This window comes from Pedobacter sp. (assembly GCF_965249885.1).
Lineage (GTDB): Bacteria > Bacteroidota > Bacteroidia > Sphingobacteriales > Sphingobacteriaceae > Pedobacter.
Genome location: NZ_OZ252254.1, coordinates 688,397 through 706,058, shown reverse-complemented (window position 1 = coordinate 706,058; position 17,662 = coordinate 688,397). Strand labels below are relative to the sequence as shown.

Sequence of the window (17,662 nt, the reverse complement as noted above, 5' to 3'; positions counted from 1 at the left end):
CGTCACCCATCTTTTGTCCTAAGGAACAATAGTGGTGAACAAGTAGGAGGCGAAAATAGTTAATAAAACTACACCTTGCAATATATTGGTTTTTCCGGAACCTAAGGATAGCATGAGGGTTAATTGGGCTAATAGTAAAAGTACCATTGATTTGGTATCGATTCCTAACGTGATATTTAAGCCCGCAACTAAGGATACCACGGCCACTGCTGGTATGGTAAGCCCAATGGTGGCCAGTGCCGAACCCAGTGCCAAGTTTAAACTGGTTTGCAAACGATTTTTTCTAGCTGCATTTAAGGCAGCGATACCTTCTGGCAGCAAAACTACAGCCGCTATAATCACACCAACCAACGATTTTGGCGCTCCGGCGTTAATCACAGCACTTTCGATATCTGGCGCAAGTGCTTTTGCCAATAATACCACAATGCCAAGGCAAACCAACAGTAAACCTAAACTACTCAACGCAACGGCTTTGGTTGGCGGCGCTGCATGAACTTCTTCGTTGCCTGGGTTTATCGGAGGTAAGAAGAAATCTCTGTGCCTCACGGTTTGTACCAAAATAAAAGTGCTATATATAATTAATGAAATGATGGATACAAAAATAAGTTGTGAGTTGTTGTACGATGGCCCCTTTACACTTACCGTAAAGTTCGGCAAGATAAGCGTGAGCATCAAGATTGCGGTGAGCGCCACCAAAGGCGCCTTCACGCCATCAAAGCTAAAACCTTGCTGGTTAAATTTTAGTCCACCGAATAGTAGGCAAATACCAATCATTCCCGTTAAAATAAGCATCACTGCGGCAAAAACAGTATCTCTCGCTAATTCCTCGGTTCCAGGACCACCAGTAAGCATTAATGATACAATCAACGACACCTCGATGGTGGTAACAGCCAAGGCTAAAATTAGCGTTCCAAACGGTTCGCCCACTCGATGTGCTACTACTTCAGCGTGATGCACTGCAGCCAATACACTACCAATTAACATCACGACTAGTAAAGCTATACCTAATCCACCTAGGTTATTAACTGGTGCGAAATAAGCTACCCAAGCTAGTAGAGGAAGAGCGACGGTCCACAATGGGAGAGGTAATTTTTTTAACATGCGATTTAATTAGGTGATCAACTGGATGATTAGCAAGAAGAGGGTTTTAAAACGTCTTCTGTAATGGTTTAATTACTTACTAAAAGCGAAGTAAAGAAGTTAATATGTTGTAACTTTAGCCTCAAAACAATTGATATGAGAAAATGTTTTTCTTTTTTGGCGATGCTTTTGTTGGTTCAAATTGCAAAAGCGCAGGTAGATACTGCGGCTTACAGGACTATTGCAAATGCCATTCAAAAAAAATATGCACCAGATAAGCGGTCTGTTTATTTTAATGTGAGGTTCAAGGCCGATTCGGTTTTTGTAGAGAGTACATCGCAACAAGCCATCACTTCTTTCGAAAATTCTTTTCCATCTGCTGAAAAAGCAAAACTAATAGCTTCTTTATTGCCGGCACAACAATTAAATGGGCAAGTGTACGGCGTAACAACAATTTCGGTGGCTAACAATCGGAGTCAGCCTTTTCACGGTTCCGAGTTAATGACACAAACTTTGTTGGGCACACCTATCCAAATCCTTAAAAAACAAGGTGGATTTTATTTAGTGAAATCTCCTGATGGCTATTTGGCCTGGACTGACGGTGGTGCTATCGCCTTGATGGATGGTGCGAAATTTAAGGCCTGGCAAGCGGCAAAAAAGGTTGTTTTTATTGCCGATTATGGTCATGCTTTTATATCAGCTTCTAATTCGGCAGCTAGAGTTTCCGATTTGGTTGCTGGAAATATCCTGAAGTTTATTTCCGCTAATGGAGGCTTCACTAAGGTTGGTTTTCCTGATAGTAGGGAAGCTTACGTTCCAACAGAACAACTTACCGATTATGCCACTTGGGTAAAACGACCATTGCCAACTGCCGATGCCATTTTGAAAACCGCACAAACATTGGTTGGTGTTCCTTACTTATGGGGCGGCACTTCCATAAAAGGAGTGGATTGTAGTGGCTTTACTAAAACTGCTTTCTTTTTAAACGGAGTGATTATCCCTCGTGATGCTTCGCAACAGGCTTTAGTTGGACAGGCATTGGACGTTTTGGAAAACGATTCCATTAGCGTAGAAAAATGTCTTAAAAATCTTAAGCCCGGAGATTTAATGTTTTTTTCGGCGGCAAAGCGCAGAGGCATTAATGGCGGCAGGGTAAGTCACACCGCAATATATATGGGAGATGGACAGTTCATCCAATCGGCCGGGATGGTAAAAATCAGCAGCATTTTACCAACAGCTGCCAATTACGATGAATATCAGAGCAAAACTTTAGTAGGAGCAAGAAGGATGTTAACGGAAGTAGGTAAGCCAGAAATCACTAAAATAGAAAATCACAATTGGTATTTGAGCAAGCAATAATGATCATTAAAATTTATCACAATAACAGCTGCAGTAAAAGTAGAATCGCTTTAGCAGAGTTAACAAAAAGCGGTGAAGATTTTGAAGTCGTTAATTACCTGGAAAATGTACCCAGTGTTGAAGAATTGAAAGATATTGTCCAAAAACTTGGGATACGTCCTTTTCAGCTTGTACGCACTACCGAAAAAATTTATAAAGAGAAGTTTGGGAACCTGAATTTATCTGATGAAGCCTGGATTAAGGCAATGCATGAAAATCCAATATTAATACAACGACCGATTTTAGTTAAAGGAGATGTCGCGGTAATTGGAAGATCAGAGGAAGCGATTGATAGTATTGTTTAAGCTTGTCTTCTCGCAATGACTTGCGAACGAAGAGTAGCCACTACCTTATATAAATCTTAGGCCTGCCATCATCTTCTTCCTCTTTCTTCGGAGGATTTACGGTTTTAATAGCCACTACCACAAGTCGATCTTTCTTTTCCGATAGATGAGGATAATTCTCACTATCCACCACCCTCACGTGCTTAATGGCATCAATAGCAATAAATGCACTGTCAGGTTGTCTTTGCCATTCATCATCTACACTAAATAAAATATTTATTTCTTTTAACTTACAATATTTCTTGGCCAGTTCATGCAAACTGATGATTTCTGGTTTTTCTATCTTGTATTTTATGACAAGGCTTCTTGTAGCTTCATCGATCTTTAAATCTTCAACATTACTATAATTGATAATAATTGGATTGACCGTAAGGACGCTAACTTTCGAATTGAACACCCAAGTAAGATGATTTTTGTTATGGTCATGCGTCGTCGGCTGTGCATCCCTTATTACTTTCACTTTAGGTATTTCAGGTACCAACTGAGGTTTTAACGTAGTATTTAATTTTGCTTCTTGCGCCACCATCACATTAAAACAAAATAACGAGAATACGATAAGGAGTATAGCTTGCTTCATTATTCAAATTTTGTTTAAGGATGATTAAGAAACCATTTTCCATAAAAATGCCCCCAATAAGTGTCTAACTTTTTGGGGGCAGTCTATTTAGGTCGGGATTTTTTTATGATTGACTCAGCAAATTTCTCCAGCTTACTTTACTTTCGATAGTCCAGTGCAAATCTTTAATCGCAATACGTTGTTGCTCCATTGTGTCGCGGTGGCGGATGGTTACCGTATCATCTTCCAACGTTTGGTGATCTACCGTAATACAGAAAGGTGTTCCTACAGCATCCTGACGACGATAGCGCTTTCCAATGGCATCTTTTTCTTCATAAATACAGTTGAAATCAAACTTCAGCGAATCCATAATTTCACGAGCTTTCTCCGGCAAACCATCTTTTTTAGTTAACGGGAAAATAGCTGCTTTAATTGGCGCCAATGCAGGGTGCAAACGTAGTAAAGTTCTGCTATCCTGTTTTTCTGGCGTGCTTAAATCTTCTTCTTCCAATGCATTAATCATCGTAAGCAAAAACATCCTATCCAAACCAATCGAAGTTTCAATTACGTAAGGTACATAGTTGCCATAAGGTTTTCCGTTTTCGTCCAACTCGGCGTCAAAGTATTGCATTTTTTTGCCGCTATACTCCTGATGTTGGGTTAAATCAAAATCAGTTCTACTGTGTATGCCTTCAACTTCTTTAAAGCCAAATGGGAATTCAAACTCAATATCCGTAGCGGCGTTAGCATAGTGAGCCAACTTCACATGATCGTGGTAGCGATATTTTTCGGGAGATGTTCCAATAGCTTTGTGCCATTTCAAACGAGCTTCTTTCCAATATTCAAACCACTTCTTGTCTTCTCCAGGGCGTACAAAAAATTGCATTTCCATCTGTTCAAATTCACGCATACGCATAATGAACTGACGGGCTATTACTTCATTTCTAAAGGCTTTTCCTATTTGTGCAATACCGAAAGGAATTTTCATTCTTCCTGTTTTTTGCACATTTAAGAAGTTTACAAAAATACCTTGCGCAGTTTCCGGACGAAGGTAAACTTTCTCGCTTCCATCAGCCATGGCGCCAAACTGCGTGTCAAACATCAGGTTAAACTGGCGTACATCGGTCCAATTTCTGGTCCCACTAACCGGGCAGGCAATTTCGTGTTCTTCAATCAATACTTTTAAACGAGGCAAGTCTTCCGCTTTCAAAGCGTCATCCATATCAGCTTGCAATTTTGCAGCTTTTTCGGTTTTGCCGTCCTTCTCGTATTTCGCAATTTTATCTTCTAATAATTGGTCGGCACGGTAGCGTTTTTTACTGTCCTTATTGTCAATCATCGGATCATTAAAACCATCTACGTGTCCGCTGGCTTTCCAAACTTTAGGATGCATAAAAATGGCGGCGTCAATACCCACAATGTTTTCGTGCATCTGCACCATTGCTTTCCACCAATAGGTTTTGATGTTGTTTTTCAACTCGGCACCTAATTGTCCGTAGTCGTAAACAGCACTTAAACCATCATATATTTCGCTGCTTTGAAATACAAAACCATATTCCTTGGCATGCGATATTACATTTTTAAAAATTTCGTCGTTATTTTTCTGAGCCATAGTGGCGCCAAAGTTAAAAGTTAAAAGTTAAAAGTTATAAGATAAGCGCTTTAAAATGTTTTGAAAAGCAAGGCAAGTGGCTCATCGGTGCCGATAGTCCTGCACTTTGTTCCAAATCCTCTCCCAATTTTTTATTGGGATGCGGGTTTTCCACGTCGTTCAGGTTTATTTTACAAAAACTTTTGCTACTAGTTGCGTACCGCTAAACGTTTAAAATTGCATAGCTCAACAAAAACACTTTTATTTTTCGCTACATTCATTAACTTGCAATTTAATAAATGAAGAGAATACTTTCAATAGATGGGGGCGGCATCCGTGGAATAATTCCAGGGATGATCCTAGTGGCTTTAGAAGAGAAAATTCAGCGGGCCACTAAAAATCCTAATGCTCGTCTAATAGATTATTTTGATTTTTTTGCGGGAACCAGTACAGGTGGAATTTTACTTTCTATTTTGTTATGTCCAGATGATCAAGACCCATCAAAGCAAAAGTATACTACTAAGCAGGCGCTGGATATTTATTTGCAGCACGGCGTAGAAATATTTTCGGCCAAGCCTTGGCGTAGGTTTCTCAATAAATTCGGTCTTTTGAGCGAGCTGTACGATGCCACGATTTTAGAGAAAGTACTGAAAAGTTACCTTGGAGATAAGAAACTGAGCGAACTGTTGCGCCCCTGTGTCATTACCGCTTATGATATAGAATTGCGTAAAAATCATCTCTTTAGGCAGCAAAAAGCCATATCGCACGGCGATTCCAGGGATTTCTACCTTAAAGATGTGTGTAGAGCTACCGCTGCAGCACCAACTTACTTCTCTGTTGCTGAAATTTTCTCCATTGCCAAAACACGCTACCCTTTGGTAGATGGAGGTGTATTTGCGCATAATCCATCTCTATCTGCGTTGTTGGAAGTCATCAAAAGCTACAAAACATATAAAATTGATGATGTTTGGATACTTTCATTAGGAACAGGCCTTTCCAAAATATCTTATAAATATGAAGATTTTAAAAAGAAAAGAGCTATTTCCATTGGTCCAGCATTGGTAGACATCATGAGCAGTAGCTCTGCAGAAAGCACGGATTATTTTTTAAAGCAGCTATTCCGCTCCGTCAACGAAAAAAGTAACTATATCCGTATTGAGCCCAGCAATTTATCTTCCATAGATCCCTCGATGGACGCGGCGACCAAAACTAACATTCAGAAAATAGTTTCCCTGGCAGACAAATTGGTTAGCGAAAACGAGGAGTTGTTGGATCAGATTGTAGCGGGACTTATTAGGGATAAGCCCTCCAAAAAAGATGATTCCATATGGAACTTCCTAAAAAAATAGAAAGCATATAACTAAACGCCATTAAATTTTTAAGCTGATTAAACAAAACCTACCTTTGCTTAACACAAAGGAAAGTCAATTAAATGAAAAAAGTTCAACTCTTACTTGTTGCGTTTGGTTTATCAGCTCTTGCTTTTATCACTCCAGTAAAACACCATTACATCAGCTTTAAAACGGCAAAGGAGTTCCAAGATTTTTTAAATCACAAAACCGAAAGATACCCTTTGCTAAGTGCCCATAGAGGCGGTCCAATGCCTGGCTTCCCTGAAAATGCCATCGAGACATTTGAAAATGCAACTACCTACCAACCGGTAATTATAGAATTTGATGTAGCGTTAAGTAAGGATTCGGCTTTAGTGATTATGCATGATGATAAGTTAGACCGAACTTCTACAGGTACTGGATTGGTTTCATCTTACATGTACAGCGAATTACAAAAGCTAAACCTTAAGGATGACGACGGCAAAGTAACTAATTTCAAAATTCCTACCTTGGAACAGGTGCTTGCATGGGGCAAAAACAAAGTGTTATTTACTATTGATTTAAAAAAAGGCGTGCCTTATCAAAAAATTATCTCGGCGGTTCGCAAAACTAAATCGGAAACAAACTCCATCATAATTACTTACAACGCCAATCAAGCCGCGGAGGTGCATCAACTTGCCCCCGATTTAATGATCTCGGCGACAGTAAAAAGCAAAGAAGATTTGGATCGACTTAATAAAATGGGTGTTCCTAACGATAAAATTGTGGCCTTTGTTGGTGTTGCAGAGCCCGATAAATCGCTTTATGAATTTTTGCAAAGTAAAGGGATCAGTTCTATCTTAGGTACTATGGGTAACTTAGATCGGAGTGCTAAGGCAAACCCCAATAAAATGGTCTATCGCCAATTGGTAGCAAACGGTGCTGAGATTTTATCAACAGACGATGTTGCACTAGCCGGACAGCAATTAGATCAATATCGTAAAGAGAAGAAAATGAACTTTAAAAACCTAAAATTGAAATAAATTGAGCATCGAAGTACAACATTTATCAAAACACTACGGTGAACAAAAAGCGGTAAATCAAATTAGCTTTAAAGCAAATGCTGGGCGAATATTGGGATTTTTGGGGCCAAATGGTGCTGGGAAGTCTACCACCATGAAAATGCTAACTGGTTATTTAAACCCCACTTCTGGAAAAGTGGAGGTGAATGGCAAAAATGTACAAGAAGAGCCAATTCAGGTTAAACGATTGATCGGTTATCTTCCGGAGAACACTCCTTTGTATGCCGACATGTACGTACGTGAATTTTTAGCTTTCGTTGCCGAAACTTACGGACTAAAAGATATTGCTCAAAAAGTAGAAGAAACAATTAAGCTGGTTGGTTTAAATCAAGAGCAGCACAAAAAAATTGGAATGCTTTCAAAAGGTTACAAACAGCGTGTAGGTTTGGCTCAAGCCATTATTCATCAACCTGAAGTGCTGGTTTTGGATGAACCAACTTCAGGTTTAGATCCTAACCAGCTCTCGGATATCAGAGCGCTAATTAAAAATTTGGGGAAGGATAAAACGGTAATTATTTCTACACATATTATGCAAGAAGTAGAGGCATTGTGCGACGATATCATAATTATTAATAAAGGTAGTTTAGTGGCCAATTCATCTATGGAACAATTAAAAGCGGCACATACTAATTTATCTTTAGAAGAGATATTTAAAAAATTAACTAAATGACGAACAGGTTTTTTATCGTACTTTTTTTAACAATATCATTTGCAGTAAATACGCATGCGCAACTGGTTAAAATCAGTTTAACACCTGAAATTAATTTTCCAACTGGAAACGCAGCTTCATTGAGTGGGATTGGTTTTGGAGCATCATTAAAAACGGAGTTTAACATTTCCGACAGATATGCTATCACTGCAAGCGGGGCATATAACTTATTTATCACAAAGAATATTTTGGGATATAGGATTGAAAACATCAATGCCGTGCCCGTTAAATTAGGGTTTAAACGCTATGCCAGTCCCGATTTTTACTTAGAAGGGCAGGCAGGGGCAGCATTTAGAGTGGGGAGCTCATCTGGAACTTCGTTTGTTTGGTCGCCGGGATTTGGAACCTTAATTAAAACATCAGGCTCGGGAAAATTGGATTTCGGTTTGCGTTACGAATCTTGGTCAAATGCGAGCTATGGTTCAAGTGCTATTGTAAAAACTACAAGTTTCAATTTCATTGGATTAAAGTTAGGTTACATATTTGGCTTATAATCATTTTAGAATAAAATTAATTCGCTTGTTTTCATGGATTTGTGATTTTTTTTTGTGTTCGTTAAAACACTGGCAATATTGTTGTGTTTGCCTGCCCGACATTAAAAATTAAAACACATGAAAAAACTATTATTATCATTAGCTATGGTAGCGGGTTTAGGTTTAGCCGCTAATGCACAAACTAAAGATCCTGCAATGAACGGATCAAAACTTGGAGTAGGTGCTGATTTTGCCTTTCCAATGGGTGATTTTGGAGACGTATACAACTTTGGTATAGGTGGCTCTTTAAATTTACAGGCACCAATTGCTAGCAAATTAAATTTTGTAGGAGAAGCAGGCTATTTGAGCTTTACAGGTAAAGAATATACTTCAACCTTTGCGGGCGTAACTGTAACAGGAAAAGCACCTTCAGTAGGATTTGTTCCACTTAAAGCAGGTTTGAGATACTTTTTAGCGGAAAATTTTTATGCTCAAGGTCAATTAGGTGCAGCTATCTCAACAGAAAGTAATGGTGGTGCTGCATTTTTGTACGCTCCTAGCTTAGGTTTCGAATTTCCAGTGGATAATAAATTGGCTATCGATTTTGGTGCTCGTTACGAAGGCTGGTCTAAAAATGGCACATCTTCATTTATTGGTTTGAGAGCAGCTTTAAACTTTGGTCTATAACCTTTAAATAAACAGAAATATAAACTCCTAGTTTTCTATAAATTAGGAGTTTTTTTTATCTACTAAAATATTAGTTTTGCAACTAATTAGTTAACAATCAAATTATATTTAAATTAACATGAAAAAAATCTTTCTATTATTAGCGCTCTCAGCAGGATTAGGCTTTGTAGCAAATGCTCAAAACAAATCGGTTACTTTCGGCGCAAAGGCTGGCCTAACATTCCCTAAATTAGCTACCTCAGGTGAAGAGGCGGCAGAGTTTCCAGATCCTCAAGCTAATCCGTCATTTTTTGTAGGTGGTTTCGCCGATATCGCCATCTCTTCTCAATTTTCTATTCAACCAGGTTTAACTGTTTTAGGCAAGGGCGTGAAGTATAAGGAATCAGGAACTGAGGTTATTGATGGAGATTCATATACCTATTCTGGTTCAGCTACAGTTAGCACCTTATATCTTGAGGTTCCAGTAAATATTGTAGGTAGAATATCAGCTGGTTCTGGAAATGTATTTGTTGGAGCTGGGCCGTACCTAGGTTATGCACTTAGCGGAAAAACAAAGTCTAAGGTATCGGTGAGCGGTGGCGGTATGAGCTTCTCCGATTCTAGCGAAGAAGACATGGAATTTGGATCTGGAGAGGATGAGATGAAACGCATCGAATTTGGAGTTAATTTTCTAGGCGGTTACGAATTAAAAAACGGACTTAGCGTTAATTTTGGTTATGGCTTGGGTTTAAGCAACTTGGTGAACACCTCTGGAGATGGCAAAGCGTCTAACAGAGTAATTTCAGTTGGCTTGGGCTTCAGGTTCTAAAATCAATCTCAGCGATTTAACTCTTTATTCGCTTATTTAAGCGGAGCAAGAAAATGTAAATAAAAAAAAGCTTCTTTGATAATCATTGTTTCCCGTACAAGTGGAACTGATTGAAAAAATAAGTTTTTACAAGAGCTCGGTAAGCTACCGGGCTCTTTCCATTTTAGCCTGTTTTTAACTGAAGTTATTCGTAATAATCAGTAGCTAAAATTTGCTAAAAATACTTGATTTTTAAGGCTTACTCCCTCAATGTTTAAGCTTAATTTTCTGTTAATCAATTGATTGTATTTTTTTGATTGGCGCTGTGCTGTAGTTTCATTTCTCTTCTGTTAATTGCGCCATTATTAACAAAAAAAACACATTTAAATTTGAAAAACAATGAAAAAATTAATGTTATCATTCGCTCTTGCAGCATTTTTGGCGTTCTCGGTTTCTAACGTAAAAGCACAGTCAACAAACTACAAACCTTTTAAGGTTGATTTTGCATTTGGTTATGCAGTTCCAGCTGGCTCTGGTAGTAAAGGCGGAGTAGTTTTTGCTATGGAACCAAAGTATGCTGTTAGTAATTCACTTACTGTAGGTTTAAGATTGGAGTCGGCATTAACCGCTAGCGCAATTGAAATTGATGGGGAATCGTTAGTAGGAAAAGTAAAAGCAACTGGTTCTTATTTACTAACTGGTGATTACTTTCTTAAAGAAACAGGATTTAGACCTTTTATCGGTGCTGGCGTTGGTTTGTACAGCTTAGCCGGGATTGAAATTGGTGACGAAGATCTAGAAATTGGCTCTAAAACAAAATTTGGTTTTGCTCCAAGAGTAGGTTTTGAAACGGGTCACTTCCGTACAGGCATCGAATATAACTTTGCTGGTAAAAACTTAGGTGCTAACTACAACTATTTAGCCTTTAAAATCGGATTTTTCCTAGGCGGTGGTGAAAAATAATCCACAGTTAAATAATTTACCGGAAAAAGGCTTCTCCATTATTTGGGAGAGGCCTTTTTAGTTTTACATATATTGCATAACTTCGGCAATCCTATACTACGGCATGTTAGCAGTATTTAAACGCGAATTATTTAGTTTTCTAAATTCCTTAATGGCCTACATTACCATTGGCATTTTTTTGTTGGCCTGCGGTTTAATGTTTTGGTTTTTTCCAGACACTTCTATTTTGGAGTATGGATATGCCGAAATGGACGGCTTTTTTTCCTTGGTTCCATATTTATTTATGTTTTTGATTTCTGCCATATGTATGCGTTCATTTGCAGAAGAACGCAAGGAAGGTACTTATGTGTTACTTGCTACTAAACCGTTAACTGTCAACCAAATTATACTTGCGAAATATCTTGCTTGTGTATCGTTGGTGATATTCGCATTGCTTCCTACCACAATTTATTACTACAGTATCTCGCAGCTGGGTATGCCTAAAGGCAATATTGACACTGGTGCTGTTGTTGGATCATATATCGGGTTGTTTTTACTTGGAAGTGCTTTTGCTTCGATAGGTATCTTCGCTTCTTCAATTACCAAAAATCAAATCATTGCATTTGCAGTAGCTGTTTTTCTGTGTTTCTTTACTTACGCAGGATTTAATTCTATAAGCAAAGTGAGTGCACTCGGCACTATCGAAAATTTGTTGCTTAGCTTCGGTATTGCCGAACACTATCAGTCTATAGGCAGGGGAGTTGTTGACAGCAGAGATGTGGTTTATTTCTTAAGTTTCATTGCTGCATTTTTAAGCTTAACCAAAGTAGTGCTAGGAGGAAGAAAATGGTAAGTGCAGAGAAAAATAAGCGACAAAAACTGAATAAATGGGCAAAATTTGCAGTTTTTTTAACGGCATTGGTCCTGATAAATTTTTTAGCTCAATTGGTATACACCCGATGGGATTTTACAAAGGAGAAGCGATTTACACTCAGCCAGAAAACAAAAGATATTTTAATAGATAACCGTCACGAAGTTATCGTTACCGTTTTTTTAGATGGCGATATGCCAGGCGCTTTTAAACGCCTACGGAATGCGACCAAAGACTTACTCAGTGACTATAAATCGTATGCTAAGGGCAATTTTAAGGTTCTATTCGTTAACCCTATAGAGGGTTTGTCTGCAGATGAACAAAATCAAACTATACAAAACTTATTGGAGTTGGGCATTAGGCCAACAAATATCAATATAAAAACTGATGCCGGCTTTGCGGAAAAATTAGTTTTTCCAATGGCATTGATAGAAAGTAATGGCAAGCGCATGCCTGTAAAGTTGCTTCAAAATCAAGGCGGTGAAGCAATAAGTTACGATGAAAGCATTAACAATTCCATCAAAAATTTAGAATATATATTTACCTCCTCAATTAAGAAAGTAATATCGGGCTATAATCCACGTATTGGTTTTACGGAAGGAAACGGCGAACCTAGTACAAGATACCTTTTTGATGCCATTAACTCGCTATCGGACAGTTACGTAGTTGGAAGGGTTAACCTCGATTCAATTACTAAACAGGGGCTCGATAGCTTGAAAATGTTGGTGATTGCCAAGCCGTTAAAACCTTTTACCGAAGCACAGAAATACAAAATCAACTATTTTGTGATGAAGGGTGGGCATGTCTTATGGTCGCTAGATCAAGTTCGTATGGAGTTGGATAGTTTGCGAAACGGACGGTCGTTTTTAGCGGCCAACAACTATCTCAATTTAGATGATATGCTTTTCGAGTATGGTGCTCGGGTAAATTACAACATCATTGCTGATGTCAATTGCGCAGAAATACCAGTAGCTACTGCAGGTGGGCCTGGTGGCAATATTCAGATGGCTCCGTGGCTATATTATCCTGTTTTATTGCCAGACACTACAAATGCCGTGGTAAAAAATTTAGATAACATTAAAGCTGAATTTGCAAGTACAGTAGACACTATAGGAAGTAAAAATGTTAATAAGCATATTATTTTAAGTACATCTCCTTACAACAAAATTTACACGTCGCCAAAAATGTTTAACCTGCAAATGGTAGAGCAGGAACCCACGCAGAAAGACTTTACGAGTACGCCTAAAAGTGTTGGAGTGTTGTTGGAAGGGAATTTTAAGTCTGTTTTTTTAAACCGACCTATTCCTGAAGGGATTACAGAAAAGTTTGATGTGCCCGAAAAAGGTAAACCGGCTAAAATGGTGGTGCTGGGTGATGGAGATATTTTTAAGAATCAGGTTTCTGCTGACGGTTCTCCATTTCCTCTGGGTTTCGATCGATATACACAACAGAATTACGGAAATAAATCGCTGCTTCTAAATATCGCAGATTACTTTACCAGTGTTGATAATCTTATTGCACTAAGAAATAAAGAGGTGACAGTAAGACCGCTTGATAAGACGTTGTTGCGCACTGAAAAAAACAAATGGCAATTAGTTAATACTGTTGTTCCAATTCTATTGTTGATATGTTTCGCAATTTTTCAACATTATTACCGTAAAACTAAGTATGCAAAGTAAATTTTCATACTTTTGATATCATATATAACAAACTATGAGATTTATAGTATCAACATCAACGTTATTAAAACATTTACAAACAGTTAATGGTGCTTCAAGCAGCAGCACGGTATTGCCTATTTTAGAGAATTTCCTTTTTGAGATCAAAGAAGGCAACTTAACCATATCGGCTACAGATTTACAGACTAGCATGACTACGTCTTTGGCTGTAGAATCTAAAGAAGAAGGTAAAGTGGCGGTACCATCAAGGATTTTGTTGGATACTTTAAAAACATTGCCAGACCAGCCAATTACTTTCCATGTAGACGATAACAATTTCTCTATCGAGATCAATGCCGGCGATGGAAAGTATAAACTAAGCGGTGAAAATGGGGATGATTTTCCTAAAATTCCTGTAGTTGACAATGCTTCATCGGTTAATATTCCTGCTTCAGTTCTTAGCGAAGCGATAACTAAAACCATTTTTGCAGTTAGTAATGATGAATTGCGTCCAGCTATGACTGGTGTATTTTGCCAATTATCGCCGCAAAATATTACGTTTGTTGCTACTGACGCACATAAGTTGGTACGTTACAGAAGAAATGATGCAAAAGCAGAGAAGGCATCTTCATTTATCCTTCCTAAAAAAGCTTTAACACTTTTAAAAGCGGCGCTGCCTAGTAGCGATGTCAATGTATCTTTAGATTACAACGCTACAAGTGCTTTCTTCAAGTTTGAAAATATCAATTTGATTTGTAGATTAATTGACGAACGTTATCCTGATTATGAAGCGGTTATTCCTGCGAATAATCCTAATAAATTGATTATTGATAGAGCTTTATTCTTAAATACACTGCGTAGAGTGGTAATTTTTGCTAATAAAACCACGCATCAAGTACGCTTAAAAATAAGTGGAAGTGAGTTGAATATTTCTTCGGAAGACCTAGATTTTGCAAACGAAGCTCACGAACGTTTGAGTTGTCAATACGATGGGGAAGATTTAGAGATTGGATTTAATGCTCGTTTCTTAATTGAGATGTTGAATAACCTAAGTGGCGAGGAAGTAACATTAGAACTTTCAACACCTAATAGGGCAGGTTTATTGATCCCTCAAACTAATGATGAAAACGAAGATGTTTTGATGTTAGTGATGCCTGTAATGTTAAACAATAGCTATTAATTTCAAATTCAAGTATACGATATAGCCTAAAGCCTGAGTTTAATTACTTAGGCTTTATTTTTATGATTGATATTAATTAGCTTCGCTAAAGTTTTTTCAGTATAAACTTTACACAAACAAAACAACAATTTAACAAATTAAAACTTAAGTGTTTGTTTGTTTCCTTATTTTAGCGCCAAATTTAAATACATTGGAAATACTAGATTTATTTGTAAGATTACTTACTGATACCAAAGATACCTTAGTTACGATTATCCAAAATTACAAGACTTGGACTTACCTGATTTTGTTTATCATCATTTTCGCCGAAACTGGTTTCGTAGTAACGCCATTCTTGCCTGGAGATTCAATGCTGTTTGCAGTTGGCGCTTTAATTGCAGGTGGAAATACAGGATTAAGTATCTGGTTGATGTGCTTGCTTTTAACGGCTGCGGCAATTCTTGGAAACACCTTAAATTATCGTTTGGGTAAGTTTTTTGGTATCAAAGTTTTTAAAGAAGAGAATAAAATTTTAAAATTAAAATACTACCATCAATCACACGAGTACTTCGAAAAACATGGCTCAAAAGCTATTGTATTTAGCAGGTTTTTGCCAATTTTTAGAACTGTGGCTCCCTTTGTAGCTGGTGCAGCTCGAATGTCGTTTGGAAAGTTTACCGCCTATAATATTATTGGCGGAGCCGCTTGGATATTTAGTTTGTCTTTTGCTGGTTTCCTGTTAGGAAAAATCCCTTTTGTCGAAAAGAATTTCGAAGTAATAATTGTGATTATTGCTGTAGGAACTTTTGCTCCAGTAGTAATGGCCGCAATTAAATCGATGTTCAAAAAGAAACCTATCGAGCAACAGCTAGATGAGGAAATCAAAAAAGATTAAACTGACAGGACATATTTTATCCGTGGTGCGGATTTTTTAATATAGTTTGGTTTAAAGTTCCCTGCCAATAACCTGGCCTTCCTGGTACTTTTTGTTGATCTTTTCTGCCTGCTGTTTATCTTCAATGGTGGCCTCAATCTTGATCATATTTCTTAAATCTGGTTGTCCAGCATCTACCCAAGCGGAGAACCAAAACGAGCCAACTTTGATAATGGATGACTTCATCTGACGTTCCACCATTCCATTCATCATATCTTGATAAGCCTTTGTATAAGCCACAGAGTACTGCTTAATGATGTTTTTACCCCTCATTGAAAAATCATACTTACGGTCGGCAGGGAATGAGGCATTAAGCTTTGCTTCGAAGGTTAATACGGTGTCTACCATAGTGTGGGATTTCTTTACAATTTTCCAAGCTTCTTTTAAAGGATCGTCTATGTAAGCGGCTTTTCCAACTAGTAAGTTGTAGTCTTTCGCAAAAAGCTCTGGTATCCTGCTTTCCCAAAAGCCGTGTATTCCAGTTTGATTGGTGAGCTGCCCATTGTGGTTGGCTGTTGTGTGTAGCGGCACATGTGCATCGGCAACATAGTGTCCAAGATCTGCTGAATATCTCAGGATTTTTGAAGAGTCACGTTCTTTGAAAGCTCTCACTAAATTGTTGTAGGTTCGTTGGATTTGCCAAGGCACCATTCCGTCACTTGCAATTTTCTTGGCACCGTACTTGTTTACAGCGTCGTTCCACTTTTGAGGGATACTATCTATATGTTGCTCATAATTTTCTACGTCAAGATAGTGCCGCGGGGCTTCGGCCGTATCTGCATATCTGCGCTTGTCGGGGTCAATCGCATGTTCTGTGATATATTTGTGATTATTTTTATAAAATCCAATCATGCCTTCGGGCAAGGTAAATATTGCCAGTTGGTTGATTCGCTGATGGGCAAAAAATCCCCATGAAGTAAATAAAATAACTAAACCAATAAGTAGTGGGTATAGGGCTAATTTTTTCATCTTTACGTATTAACGCACTAATTTACGTAAAAAATAAAGAATTGAATGAAACAGTGCTAGTAAGCCCTAATCATCTTTTTGATATCAGTGAACAGACCCGATTTAGCTCTAATTTTGTAGATGTAAATTCCTGGAGGTTGTCTGCTAAGGTCTATTTTTAATATGTGTTTTCCGATTTTTAATTGTGCGGTAGTAATGGTAGATACCATTTTTCCTTGCAAGTCAAAAATATCTAAAATGAATTCGTCGGCTTGTGGAGTTACGATATCGATAGAGGCGAAACCATTCTTCGTAGGATTTGGATACGTCTGAGAAGCAGAATAGGTTGGGAATTCAGCTCGCAAATCTGTAGCACCAGTATTTTGGTCTGGCATAGTCACGAATTTTTCCGAAATGATTCTATTGATAACTGCGTATAAAGTGGTAGCAATTAGCTTGTTGCCCTTTTCATTAGGATGGACTATGTCTTGATATAGGCTAAAATCTCTTTTGATTACTGCATTAAGGTCCGCTAAATCAATATCATATTCTTTAGCAAGCTTCTTGTAAACGGTATTGATTTTTATAACCTGACGGTTGAGTTGTTTAACATTATCATTATTTCTGTCATCAAAAAACTGAATTGTGCAGATAATAGGAGTGAGTTGTTGGTTCAATGCGGCAACTATAATTTGCCTCATATTGGTTTCTGTTTCTTTCAGTGTTTGCTTTCCAGCTTCAATTTTAAGTGCATCATTAGCACCTGCTAAAATCACAATAAAGCCAGTTTTATTTGTAATTACCCCTGAAATTCGATTTAAGCACTCGCCTGTGGTTTGTCCGCCAATGCCATGATTTTCAACGTTAATCACTTCTTTTTTATAACAATTAAGGAACATTTTGGTTAAGGGTATTTGGAAATTGGTTCCATTTATTCCCTGAACGGTGCTTGCTCCAAAAGTGATGATGTTGATACTATCCTTTGCGTAATACTTTGCAAATTCCGGGCAGCTGCTTCGTATCGTTTGCGCATAGCCCATCCCCAAGCAAAGACTAACTTGCAGAAAAATTAATAGGCTAAATAGTTTGTTCATTAAATAGGAAACGGCTGTAAGTTGTTATACGACAAATAT

18 protein-coding genes are annotated in these 17,662 nt (G+C 38.0%); 13 read left to right on the top strand and 5 right to left on the bottom strand.

Annotated elements, in window-relative coordinates; all coding sequences use genetic code 11:
* Window positions 1-18: 18 nt before the first annotated feature.
* Entirely contained in the window at window positions 19-1,101 is a 1,083-nt protein-coding gene (locus ACY2A0_RS02975) for a calcium:cation antiporter (protein WP_461788123.1), read from the bottom strand.
* Window positions 1,102-1,236: 135 nt separating this feature from the next.
* Here ACY2A0_RS02975 and ACY2A0_RS02970 point away from each other — a divergent pair, with 135 nt between their 5' ends.
* Window positions 1,237-2,439: a C40 family peptidase gene (locus tag ACY2A0_RS02970; protein WP_461788122.1), complete on the top strand. Its 1,203-nt coding sequence runs from the start codon at window positions 1,237-1,239 to the stop codon at window positions 2,437-2,439.
* Window positions 2,439-2,783, top strand: coding sequence for an arsenate reductase (glutaredoxin) (gene arsC / locus ACY2A0_RS02965; protein ID WP_461788121.1), 345 nt, complete (start codon window positions 2,439-2,441; stop codon window positions 2,781-2,783). The genes ACY2A0_RS02970 and arsC overlap by 1 nt, the downstream gene beginning before the upstream one ends.
* Window positions 2,784-2,823: 40 nt before the next feature.
* Here arsC and ACY2A0_RS02960 read toward each other — a convergent pair whose 3' ends face one another.
* Both ACY2A0_RS02960 and ACY2A0_RS02955 read right to left on the bottom strand, forming a co-directional pair.
* Window positions 2,824-3,399 carry a hypothetical protein gene (locus tag ACY2A0_RS02960; RefSeq protein ID WP_461788120.1) on the bottom strand — a complete coding sequence of 192 codons (576 nt, stop codon included), beginning with the start codon at window positions 3,397-3,399 and terminating at the stop codon, window positions 2,824-2,826.
* A 103-nt stretch (window positions 3,400-3,502) separates the two neighbouring features.
* A complete protein-coding gene (locus ACY2A0_RS02955; RefSeq protein WP_461788119.1) occupies window positions 3,503-4,990 on the bottom strand; it encodes a glycine--tRNA ligase in 1,488 nt (495 codons plus the stop codon).
* A 278-nt stretch (window positions 4,991-5,268) separates the two neighbouring features.
* On the opposite strand from ACY2A0_RS02955, the gene ACY2A0_RS02950 reads away from it, so the two are divergent.
* From ACY2A0_RS02950 to ACY2A0_RS02900, 11 genes are all read left to right on the top strand, one after another.
* A complete protein-coding gene (locus tag ACY2A0_RS02950) occupies window positions 5,269-6,318 on the top strand; it encodes a patatin-like phospholipase family protein (RefSeq protein ID WP_461788118.1) in 1,050 nt (349 codons plus the stop codon).
* Between the two features lie 83 nt (window positions 6,319-6,401).
* Window positions 6,402-7,322 carry a glycerophosphodiester phosphodiesterase family protein gene (locus ACY2A0_RS02945; RefSeq protein ID WP_461788117.1) on the top strand — a complete coding sequence of 307 codons (921 nt, stop codon included), beginning with the start codon at window positions 6,402-6,404 and terminating at the stop codon, window positions 7,320-7,322.
* A gap of 1 nt (window position 7,323) precedes the next feature.
* Window positions 7,324-8,031 carry an ATP-binding cassette domain-containing protein gene (locus ACY2A0_RS02940; protein WP_461788116.1) on the top strand — a complete coding sequence of 236 codons (708 nt, stop codon included), beginning with the start codon at window positions 7,324-7,326 and terminating at the stop codon, window positions 8,029-8,031.
* Window positions 8,028-8,564 carry a hypothetical protein gene (locus ACY2A0_RS02935; RefSeq protein ID WP_461788115.1) on the top strand — a complete coding sequence of 179 codons (537 nt, stop codon included), beginning with the start codon at window positions 8,028-8,030 and terminating at the stop codon, window positions 8,562-8,564. Before ACY2A0_RS02940 ends, ACY2A0_RS02935 begins: the two co-directional genes overlap by 4 nt.
* Before the next feature lie 117 nt (window positions 8,565-8,681).
* Window positions 8,682-9,230 carry a hypothetical protein gene (locus ACY2A0_RS02930; RefSeq protein ID WP_461788114.1) on the top strand — a complete coding sequence of 183 codons (549 nt, stop codon included), beginning with the start codon at window positions 8,682-8,684 and terminating at the stop codon, window positions 9,228-9,230.
* 118 nt (window positions 9,231-9,348) lie between these two features.
* Window positions 9,349-10,038, top strand: coding sequence for a porin family protein (locus ACY2A0_RS02925; RefSeq protein ID WP_461788113.1), 690 nt, complete (start codon window positions 9,349-9,351; stop codon window positions 10,036-10,038).
* A 378-nt stretch (window positions 10,039-10,416) separates the two neighbouring features.
* Window positions 10,417-10,980 (top strand): hypothetical protein, encoded by a 564-nt coding sequence (locus ACY2A0_RS02920; protein WP_461788112.1) that lies wholly within the window; start codon window positions 10,417-10,419, stop codon window positions 10,978-10,980.
* A gap of 103 nt (window positions 10,981-11,083) precedes the next feature.
* Window positions 11,084-11,812 carry a gliding motility-associated ABC transporter permease subunit GldF gene (gene gldF, locus ACY2A0_RS02915; protein WP_461788111.1) on the top strand — a complete coding sequence of 243 codons (729 nt, stop codon included), beginning with the start codon at window positions 11,084-11,086 and terminating at the stop codon, window positions 11,810-11,812.
* On the top strand, window positions 11,806-13,509 hold the full coding sequence (gene gldG / locus ACY2A0_RS02910) for a gliding motility-associated ABC transporter substrate-binding protein GldG (protein ID WP_461788110.1): 1,704 nt from the start codon (window positions 11,806-11,808) through the stop codon (window positions 13,507-13,509). Before gldF ends, gldG begins: the two co-directional genes overlap by 7 nt.
* A 34-nt stretch (window positions 13,510-13,543) precedes the next feature.
* The gene (gene dnaN / locus ACY2A0_RS02905) at window positions 13,544-14,668 is read left to right on the top strand and encodes a DNA polymerase III subunit beta (RefSeq protein ID WP_461788109.1); all 1,125 of its coding nucleotides are present in this window, start codon (window positions 13,544-13,546) and stop codon (window positions 14,666-14,668) included.
* A gap of 190 nt (window positions 14,669-14,858) precedes the next feature.
* Window positions 14,859-15,542: a VTT domain-containing protein gene (locus tag ACY2A0_RS02900; RefSeq protein ID WP_461788108.1), complete on the top strand. Its 684-nt coding sequence runs from the start codon at window positions 14,859-14,861 to the stop codon at window positions 15,540-15,542.
* A gap of 51 nt (window positions 15,543-15,593) precedes the next feature.
* Here ACY2A0_RS02900 and ACY2A0_RS02895 read toward each other — a convergent pair whose 3' ends face one another.
* Both ACY2A0_RS02895 and ACY2A0_RS02890 read right to left on the bottom strand, forming a co-directional pair.
* On the bottom strand, window positions 15,594-16,550 hold the full coding sequence (locus ACY2A0_RS02895) for a zinc dependent phospholipase C family protein (protein ID WP_461788107.1): 957 nt from the start codon (window positions 16,548-16,550) through the stop codon (window positions 15,594-15,596).
* Between the two features lie 56 nt (window positions 16,551-16,606).
* Window positions 16,607-17,623, bottom strand: a complete 1,017-nt coding sequence (locus ACY2A0_RS02890) for a GDSL-type esterase/lipase family protein (protein ID WP_461788106.1) — start codon at window positions 17,621-17,623, stop codon at window positions 16,607-16,609.
* Window positions 17,624-17,662 lie beyond the last annotated feature (39 nt).